This is a genomic window from Dietzia sp. 111N12-1 (assembly GCF_001658045.1).
GTDB lineage: Bacteria > Actinomycetota > Actinomycetes > Mycobacteriales > Mycobacteriaceae > Dietzia > Dietzia kunjamensis.
This window is the reverse complement of sequence record NZ_LSSV01000056.1, coordinates 1-9,205: the sequence shown is the minus strand read 5'-3', so window position 1 is coordinate 9,205 and position 9,205 is coordinate 1. Positions and strand designations below refer to the sequence as shown.

Annotated in this window: 10 protein-coding genes; all 10 read right to left on the bottom strand. The window is 60.6% G+C overall.

Annotation, left to right across the window (positions count from 1 at the left end; genetic code table 11):
* Nucleotides 1–157 precede the first annotated feature (157 nt).
* The 10 genes from AYO52_RS13145 to AYO52_RS13105 all read right to left on the bottom strand — a co-directional run bounded on the left by AYO52_RS13145 (nt 158) and on the right by AYO52_RS13105 (nt 8,518).
* Nucleotides 158–841, bottom strand: coding sequence for a hypothetical protein (locus AYO52_RS13145; protein WP_067718170.1), 684 nt, complete (start codon nt 839–841; stop codon nt 158–160).
* Nucleotides 842–889: 48 nt separating this feature from the next.
* The gene (locus AYO52_RS13140; RefSeq protein ID WP_067718173.1) at nt 890–1,822 is read right to left on the bottom strand and encodes an MlaD family protein; all 933 of its coding nucleotides are present in this window, start codon (nt 1,820–1,822) and stop codon (nt 890–892) included.
* A gap of 23 nt (nt 1,823–1,845) precedes the next feature.
* Nucleotides 1,846–2,883 carry an MlaD family protein gene (locus tag AYO52_RS13135; RefSeq protein ID WP_067718167.1) on the bottom strand — a complete coding sequence of 346 codons (1,038 nt, stop codon included), beginning with the start codon at nt 2,881–2,883 and terminating at the stop codon, nt 1,846–1,848.
* Entirely contained in the window at nt 2,883–3,932 is a 1,050-nt protein-coding gene (locus AYO52_RS13130) for an MlaD family protein (RefSeq protein WP_067718163.1), read from the bottom strand. Before AYO52_RS13130 ends, AYO52_RS13135 begins: the two co-directional genes overlap by 1 nt.
* A complete protein-coding gene (locus AYO52_RS13125; protein ID WP_067718160.1) occupies nt 3,926–4,921 on the bottom strand; it encodes an MlaD family protein in 996 nt (331 codons plus the stop codon). Before AYO52_RS13125 ends, AYO52_RS13130 begins: the two co-directional genes overlap by 7 nt.
* On the bottom strand, nt 4,918–5,634 hold the full coding sequence (locus AYO52_RS13120; RefSeq protein WP_253702147.1) for an MCE family protein: 717 nt from the start codon (nt 5,632–5,634) through the stop codon (nt 4,918–4,920). The genes AYO52_RS13125 and AYO52_RS13120 overlap by 4 nt, the downstream gene beginning before the upstream one ends.
* Nucleotides 5,592–5,894 (bottom strand): MlaD family protein, encoded by a 303-nt coding sequence (locus AYO52_RS18965; protein WP_253702145.1) that lies wholly within the window; start codon nt 5,892–5,894, stop codon nt 5,592–5,594. Before AYO52_RS18965 ends, AYO52_RS13120 begins: the two co-directional genes overlap by 43 nt.
* Nucleotides 5,891–6,928, bottom strand: coding sequence for an MlaD family protein (locus AYO52_RS13115; RefSeq protein WP_067718157.1), 1,038 nt, complete (start codon nt 6,926–6,928; stop codon nt 5,891–5,893). Before AYO52_RS13115 ends, AYO52_RS18965 begins: the two co-directional genes overlap by 4 nt.
* 8 nt (nt 6,929–6,936) lie before the next feature.
* Nucleotides 6,937–7,800 (bottom strand): ABC transporter permease, encoded by an 864-nt coding sequence (locus AYO52_RS13110; protein ID WP_067718154.1) that lies wholly within the window; start codon nt 7,798–7,800, stop codon nt 6,937–6,939.
* A 10-nt stretch (nt 7,801–7,810) separates the two neighbouring features.
* Nucleotides 7,811–8,518, bottom strand: a complete 708-nt coding sequence (locus AYO52_RS13105; RefSeq protein WP_172812173.1) for an ABC transporter permease — start codon at nt 8,516–8,518, stop codon at nt 7,811–7,813.
* Nucleotides 8,519–9,205 lie beyond the last annotated feature (687 nt).

Sequence of the window (9,205 nt, the reverse complement as noted above, 5' to 3'; positions counted from 1 at the left end):
GGCGTTGAACGCCAGCAGGCGCAGGGGGCACCCGGAACCCGAAGAGATCACCCAGCTCCTCACCGACGCCGACCCCGCCGGCATCTACGACCGCGTCGAGAGAGTACCGGCACCTTCATCTGTTCTTCGTGGGAACTCCTTCTGCGGAGCAGCCGTCTTATTCAGCTGGACCATAGTCCTGGATCTGCCAGCCCTGGACTGTTTTCGCCACGTCCACCTTCAACAACGTCGGCAGTTCACTCGGTTGTGGGTTCTGCACGTTCTGCGTCTTTTGGTTCGCGAAGACCATCACCGTGTATTCCCCGTCGGTGTCACCGGTGACACTGGTGGCCAGAACGCGTCCCGACGCCTGCACCTGGGCCTGCTGCATGATCTGGGTCAGCGTTGGCCGAACCTCGTCGTAACGCTTGACGAGCGCCTCACCTGCGTTCTCTTTGACCGCCGCGAAAAAGGCGTCGGTGTTCTGGTAGCTGTAGGTCAGGGACTTGGTCGTGTAGTCCGAGGCGGCCTTCGCCGCGGCGGCCCGTTGCGCGGCGTCGTTTTCCAATACCGACTTCGCGTCGTCGGCCTTGAGGTAGAGGTAGGCGAACACGCCGACCAGCACAGCGAGCACCACTATCACGGCCGAAACGACCACGGCACGTGATCGCGGCAATGCTGACCAGCGACGCCAACTTGGCGAGGGGGGGTCGACGTCGCTGTCTCTAGCCCCCGCCGTGGCTACGGATGCGGTTTGGGCGTTTTCGTCCACCAGCAGATCGCCATCCGTCGTCGCTGCTGCCGCGCTGTCCTCGACCTCAGTGGGCTCGGTGTGCGGTTTGGTTCGATCGTTATTTGTCATCTAGGACCTTCTGTGTAGTTGCGGTGACAGTCGCTTGCGGACAGGTCGTCACCGTGGTGGCGGCGACACGGTGACGGGGACCTCGACGCGGCCTGGTCGCGACGCCGGGAAAGTTCGGGCCAGGAGGTCGCCGATCGACCCGAAGTCGACGTATGTGTCCGCGACCTCCTCATTCGCCGGTTCCGCCGCCCGGGTGATCGTCAGCAGATCCGGCTGCAGGATCTGGATATAGCCGTTGAGCTTTTCCACGAGCTTCAACACGGGAGGCCACTTGTCGTACGAGGTGGTTGTGAACCTGATGAACGCCCGTTGAATCCGCGCCAGCCCGTTCACGGCGTCAGGGGTGCGCACAGATGCCGTACTGAGGACGTCCCCCGCATTGGACAAGAGGCCGAGCAGGAACTCGGCGTTGTCCGCGGTCACCCGGACGGACCCATCTTCGCCGACGAAATCGACTAAACGGTGCATCATGTCGCCGATCGTGTCGAGGTCTTCCTGCCGTCCGGCGACGGCCTCGGCGACGGTCTTGTTGATGGACTCGATCGATGCCGGGTCGAGCCCATCTGCCACTGCAGCCATCTTTGGCAACACCTGGGGCACCGATTGCGACACGTGCACCGCGTCCGCGGGCACCACGTCTCCGTTGTGGAAGTACCCACCGGTGGCCGTGCCCGCGGGCACGAAGTTGATGTACTGTTCCCCCGCGAGCGACAGATTCTGGATAGACATCTCGCTGTCCTGGGGGATCTTGTGGTCGGAATCGATCGTCATCTCGACCTTAAGTGCCGAATCCACGACGTTGATCGAGGCCACCTTTCCGACGGGTATGCCCCGCACCATCACCGGCGACGTGTCCAGCAGACCGCCTGAGCTGTCGATGAAGGCGGTTAACGAGTACTCGGAGCGTGTGGGGTCGACGTGTGCCACGCCGACGACGAGGTAGCCGAGCCCCACGACGAACACGACGGCGAGAGCCAGCATCGATATGAGCGTGCTGCTGCGGTTCACGGCATCATTCCGATCGATCTCAACACGGTTATGAAGGATTCGGCGTCACGCCGCGCCAGGTCCCGACCATCGATGGAGATGTCCGAGAGGTTAATGTCGGGCGACCGCACGAACGGAATGAGTTTGTCGCGGACGACGCGCGTTGCCTGCTCCGTGACGGACTTCGAGTAGATGTCGGAGTTGGCGATCGAATCGATCACCGGGGCGACCGCGGCCACCGTCTCCTTGATGCGTAAGTACTCCGGATCCACGATCCTGCCCGCGGCCACAGCGAAATCACGCAAGTTGGCGATGAGTAACGCGACGTCGATCAGGGAGTAGCCGAGGCCATAAAAGTTGCGTCCGCCCTTGGTCAGCATCCGGTCAATTCCCGACGGATCGTCCAAGACAACTTTCAGAGTCTGATCAGCCGACCTCAACACTACGTCGAGCTTGTCGGTGTTCGAGGAGACCTCCGAGACGGTCTCCAGCGTTGTCCGATACAGGGCGTCGAATTGCTGCGAATCCTTGGGGAACGTGGTGTTCAATGTCGAGATTGCGGTGTGGATCTTGTCGAGCTCTCCGCCGCCGAGGACATTCGCCATCCCGCGCATGACATCCTCGACATTAGCTGCCGGCTCGGTCCGTGCCAGCGGGATCACCGAACCCGACCGCAGCAAGGCACCCGTCGACGGCTCGGCTGGGGGAAGGATGGCAACGTAGATCTCACCAAGGAGAGTGTCCTGACGCAGCTCAGCTCGCGATTCGCTCGGCAGCTGAGTCTTATTATCGATGCGAGCTTTGACGACCGCATGCCCGTTCTCGTACGTAACATCCTCGACAGCTCCGACGCTGATCCCCTCCGAGAGGACTTTTGCGAGGGCCGGCAAGTTGAGTGCGCTGGTGAACTCCATCTGGATGTCGTAGCCGTTCCCGTCGGAGGTCCCTATGGTCGGCGGATTGTCGGCGTTGATCCCACACGACGTCACGAACACCATCACTGCCATCAGTGCGACCACCATGGGTCCGAGGCGTGCGCGGATGACCGAGATCATCAGGCCCCTCCCCCCATCATCCCGGCGATCGTCCCTGATACATCGCCGGGCCCGCAGACGCCGTTTGCCACAGGCGCGGCGCAGCCACCGCCCAGGCTTCGCAAAGGCAGCGACACTGCGAACGCCTGCACGATCGACTTGGCATCGGGGTGTTTCACGATGAGGTCTGCCGTGCGGGCTGCAACCGCTGCCACCATGTCCGGCTGCTCTCCCATGTCGGCGATGAGCGGAACGGCAGCATCGCCGATCGCGAATATGGGGGGACCGAAATCCGTCGCGAACCGCGAGAGGATCGGTACGAACGTCCCCGCGTACTCGACTGCCGCGCCGAACGTCTCGCCGAACGCGACGATGACCTCGATGGCACCCACGAAGTTGTCGAAGAGGGCGGTCACCTCTTTGTCGTTCTCGGTTGCCACCCCCGTCAGTGTTGCGAGGTTCCCGACGATACTGCGAATCTGTCTATCCCGCTTGGCCGGGTCGTTGATGAGCGTGGCAGAGTCCTTGATGATCCCGGCCACGTCACCCTGTGTCCCTTCCAGATTGCGGGAGACGAGCTCGAGGGACTGCAGGACCGCGTCGGTGTTCCTGCCGTTGTCCTTGACCAGGTCCTCGGACAAGTTGCTGATCGAGTCGAGCGTCTGACTGATTCCCAGCGGGGTTCTCGTCTTACTCAACGGGATGCACTGATCCGTCTCGTATCGGGCTCCATCAGAGTACGGCTTGGTGAACTCGATCTGACGTTCGGTCACGATGGATGTCGACACCAGAGTCGCGCCGACGTCGGCGGGCAGCGGCACGCTCTTGTCGATCCGCATGTCGATCCTTACACCGGACTGACCTTTATTCTGGTGCACCCCGACGACGCTGCCCACCTTCTTGCCGAGCATGGCGACTGCGTTGCCTTCGAAAAGGCCCGATGCATCGGTGAACTCTGCACACAGGGCGCGCGTGTCGTCGGACGCCCTCCGCCCTATCTCCGTACTAGCGACCACCACAACCACCACGGCGATCAGGAGCAGCAACCTTCGGACCCATGTGGTCAGCATTTGTCGTCACCAGTCGGAATGCACACACGAACCTCTGGTTCTGTGGTGGCCGGCGCACCAACCGGCGCCTGGAGGAGGACGCCGAGGCGCTGAGTGATCTGATCAACCTGGGTTAGGGCATTGGCGTAGCCTGGCAGCTCTGTCGACACCTTATCCAGGAGCGTCTTGTAGTGTTGCACAGACGGTTCGATCCCTTCGCTGTAAGCCACGAGCGGCCTCGTCAGAAGTTTGAACAGACGTCTGAGAAGGTCGAACCCGCCGCGGACGTTCTGGATATCAGGTCCCAGCGTACTGGCAAGGAAGCTGAGTTGAGTGAGAAAGTCGACCAGCACCTGTTTTTGGTCGGCGAAAGCGTCGACGTATTCATCGGATAAAGCGACCGCTTTGTCGAGTTGACCGTACTGTCGCTCTAAGAGGTCCATCAAATTGCTGGTGTTCCTCAGTGCGTCGGGAATGTGTGTGTTGCCGTCGGAGAACGCATTCTGCAGCAGCGACGCAGTTTGACGGAGATCGACGCCCTTCACATCACGGAACACCGGCGTCGTCGTCTCGAGTGTGTCCGAGATGTCGTAAGTACTCGATGTCTGAACAAGGGGGATTGCCCCCGACAGCGGGGTCGGTCCTGACCCTGGGTCCAGATCGAGAACTCGCCCGCCGATCGGCGTGATCAGGCGAACCGCCGCGGTAGCATCCGAACGGACTGACACCGAGTCGTCGAGTCGGAATTTGACTGTGATAAACGTTCCCGTGAGATCCACCGACGACACCTTCCCGTGTCCTATCCCCGCTATACGCACCTGATCACCCGACTCCAGCCCGCCGGTGTTGACCAGTTGGGCCGAGTACACCTTTTGGCCGGGCGGTGCGATATACACGGTCCCGGCGATTACCAGACCGACCACCACGGTCACCACCACCACAGCGGCGACGATGAGGTCGCGTCTGCGTTCGGGCTGGTGATGCGGTCGATTTCGACTGAACAACCTCACTTGCACACCACCAATCGTTGCCCCATAAGTGCAATCGTCGCTGTATCCGGCAGGGGTAGAAGGCCTTTCGAACATCGTGCCTCGCTCGGCGTGGAGTTCGTCGAAGCGGTCAGCGAGTCCATTAGGGGCTTGAGCAGTACCGCGCCGTTTAGTAGCCCCTCTAACTCCGCGGGTTCTCGCGTCAAACGCTGATAGATCGTCGCGAAACTCTGGTCGTACGTTGACTCAATTTGCTCGCCGACGATGATCGTCTTCGCCATGGACCGGTTGACCTCGCGTAGCGACTCTCGCATGCGGTCACTCACGCTGCTGAAGGCGTCGACGATCGATCCCAGCTTGTCGACGAGTTCGACCAGCTCCGCCGAGCGGCCTTCGAGCTGGTCGGAGACTTGGCCGAGACTCGTCACAATATTCGTGATGATCTCAGACCGCTGGTCCCCGTAGGCGGTGATGTTGGTGACTTGCTCCAAAACAGGCGATATGCCCCTCCCATCACCTTGAGCAACGCGCAACAAGTTGGACTGCAGTTCATTGATCTCGTCGGCATTAAGCGTGTCGAACACCGGCTTGAATCCGTTGAACAAGGTGGACACATCAAATGAGGGAATGGTCTTGTCGAGCGCCACCTGTGTGAGTGCCTCCCCCTGTGTCTTTCCCTGTGCCGCACCGATCAATTCGACATATCGCTGTCCGAGAAGATTCTGATAACGCACGGCGGCGGTGGTGCTCGATGTGANACCGCGGTGGGCCCTTTCAGGTCGATCGCCGTCACATAACCGACCTTGACTCCCGCCAAACGCACACCGTCGCGAGGCTTGAGCCCGGATGCATCGGAGAAGACCACAGATCGTTCAGAACTCGCTCTGTCCGAGCTGGGTTCGAGGATGGCGATGATCACGTAGGTGAGAACGCCGATGACTGCGGCGAACGCGACGATCTTGATGATAGTGGGAGTTAACGACTTGAGCTTCATCTTCTCGGTCCTCCTGCTACAAGCGCGCTCTGTAGCGCAGGAGACGTCTGCACTACCAGGGCGACCTGAAGTTGTACTCGCTCGCCGACCTGCGGCGTGGCCTTGTCGATGCTGTCCAAGATCTGCGGGATGGTGTAAACGGTCTGCGCGAGTCCCGATGCCGATCTTGCGACCGGCCTCGCCAGATCGAGGCCGACGTCCAGTTGTGAACTCAACGCCGAGTAGTTGTCGCTCAACAGTCCTCCGAGTCCTCCGAACAGGACCTCGCTGGTGCCGTTGAGGTTGCCCTTGGCCTGTGCGATGGCCTCGTCGGTGGCGAAGAAGTCGGCGATGTCGACGTTCATGAGGACGCCCGGAACGAACGGCGTCATGAAGTCAGCAACACCCTGGGACAGGTCTGCCGTGATCGCCAAATCCTGACCCACTGGCCGCTGTTGAACCTCCCGAGTGAGCTGCGCGATCTGGAACATGAGCTTGCCGGCATCGGCAAATGTTTGGGAATCGTCGACGACAAACTTCACCACAGAATTGAACGCCGGCTGATCGAGAGCATCGACCAGCTTGGAAAGTTTTCGAATCAGGGTCGATACCGAAGTTTGTTCGGACTGCTGCTTGCTCACATAGACACTGCCGCCATCACGGATGAGGACTCCCCGCCCGGGGTCGACAATCTCCAGTGCCGTCGGCCCCAGCGCGCTGGCGGACGTGTAATTCACTGCCATGCCCTGACGCAACGGGATGTCGTCGTTCGCCCCGGTGAGCTCAATTTTCACTATTGCACTTTGGTCGCGCGCCGACACCGAGGACACCTTGCCCACTGTGAAGCCCAGATACTTCACCTCCGATCCGCCCTTCAACCCGTCACCAACCGCGTCGGTGGTGATCGTCACGGTCTTGTTGTCTTCGTACTTTCCGGTCGCGTTGCCCACCAGAAGATAGCCGGCAACCGCCACTACAGCGAGAACCCCGATCCCACGCAGGGTCAAGTTTGTTGGTGAGGGCGCCCGCCCTGACAGATCTTGAAAAACAGCCACTTGAACTCCTAGCCCGAAATCCTGACGCCCGAATCGAAGCCCCACATCAGCAGGGTTAAGATCATGTCCAACACGACGATGATGATGAGACTGCTGCGGATTGCTCGACCAGACGCGCGGCCGACGCCTTCTGCTCCGCCGGTGGCGTAGTAACCCTGGTAGCTGTGGAGGATGACGACCGACACTACGAAAATGAGGACCTTGATGACTGAGAACACCAGATCCTGCGGTTTGAGGAACGCATCGAAATAGAAGTCGTAGGTGCCACCCGACTGGCCGTGTAGGAGGATGACGACCAGTTTGGCCGCGACGAAACTGAGTATCAGCGTCACGATGTAGAGCGGGATGATGGTGGCGATTGCCGCGACCACACGCGTGCTGACGATGTACGGAATCGGCCGCACCGCCATCGACTCGAGCGCGTCGATCTCTTCGGCGATGCGCATCGAACCGATCTCCGCAGTGAGGCGACAGCCGGCCTGGGCTGCGAAGCCGATCGCGGCGATCATCGGTGCCAACTCTCGAGTGTTGGCGTATGACGAGATGAACCCCGTAAGAGACCCCATCCCCACCATGTCTAGCGAGGCGTAGCCCTGGATGCCGATGGACGCCCCGACAGCCACTCCGAGAATTACAAGCACGATCGCGGTACCCCCGCCGACCAGAACAGCGCCTCGTCCCCAGGCAAACTCCTGTATGTATAAGAGCGTCTGTCGTCGATAGGTGGTCGCGACGTGGCGAATTCCTGCGACGGTGTCGATGGTGAACGTGGTGATGTGCCCGAGTTGTGCGGGGACTTCAGCGAGGGGCGTCACAGAACGCACGATAGGACGAGTGACAAAAGCGAAACGGGTGGATGGTATTGTTGTCATCTGTCCTCCGTCATCCGATGGTCTGCGGCATGAACATGACTGTCAGTTGGGTGATGAACATGTTGATGACGAAGCACGCCACCACCCCTAGGACCACGGTGGCGTTGACAGATGTAGCCACACCCTTCGGGCCGCCTTTCGTGGACAGGCCCCGGTGACATGCGATTGTCACGACCACGAGACCGAAGACCACTGACTTGATCAGTGCCACGAGGATGTCCGCCGACGAGGCGAACGATGCGAACGATGCGACGTAACTTCCCGGCGTGATGTCTTGGACGTTGACGCTAAGGATGTAGCCGGCCACGAGACCGGTAAACACGATGAGCATGCACAACATCGGAGCGACGAGGAGAACCGCGACGAATCGCGGTGCGACGAGTCGACGGGTCGTGTTGAGTCCGAGCGTCTCCATGGCATCGATCTCTTCACGGACGGTGCGTGCGCCAAGGTCAGAGGCGATGGCCGACCCTGCCGCACCACCGAGCAGGAGCGCTGTGACGATCGGTGCCCCCTGCTGAATGATCCCAAGTCCACCAGCGGCGCCGGCGATGGACGTGGCCCCGACCTGCTGGGTCAGACTTCCGACCTGCACCGAGACAATGACGCCGAACGGAATCGCCACCAGGATCGCCGGCAACGTCGTTACGGTGATGACGAACCAGGTCTGTGTGACAACCTCCCGATACGGAAAACGTCCGGTGACAATATCGTGCACGACCCACCGCAGTGCTTGGCCGGCGAGGGCAACCGAATTTCCGAAGGTCGCAAGACTCGCTGTCGCACGACCAGTAATTTCTGTAGAGATAGTGGTTCTCCTTTACGTGGCTGCACAGCCCGTCGCAATGAGTCGTTCCTCACAGTATCAGGTACGTGCAGTATCCCACAGGTTTCGGGAACTTCTGTCGAAATTAACTCAGCCGCACTTGCGAGGACCTTCGTCGAGCGTGTTGACAACGTCGGCGAGGTCGCAGATGAGGGGCACCCACCCCAACACCCCAACAGCCCAACAGCCCAGCGGTTGGCGTCGTGATCCGACGAAGAGCATCCGACCGTGATCGTCGGTGAACGCGGGTACACCCGCTGCCAGTGGTGTCGTTGACCAGTAGCGACCGAATAGTAGGGCGGCCCGAATCGCTATATCAGGGTGCGCGGACATCACCCGTAATACGGCGATCCCTGTCTTGGGGCAAGTGGTCGAGGTCGAACCGCCGCTCCCACAGCGGTCAGGAATATGCGAACGATGGACTATGCGGCGCAGGGACCGGAAGGGAACGTCGTTCAGCCAGCGCCTATGGGGGCCGATCGCACCGACGAGTCAGGTATCCCGTGTCGCGACATCGGCCCTCCTCGTCAGGTTGATCACCTCGCGGAGGGCCACTGTTAGGGACGCATTTCGGATAGC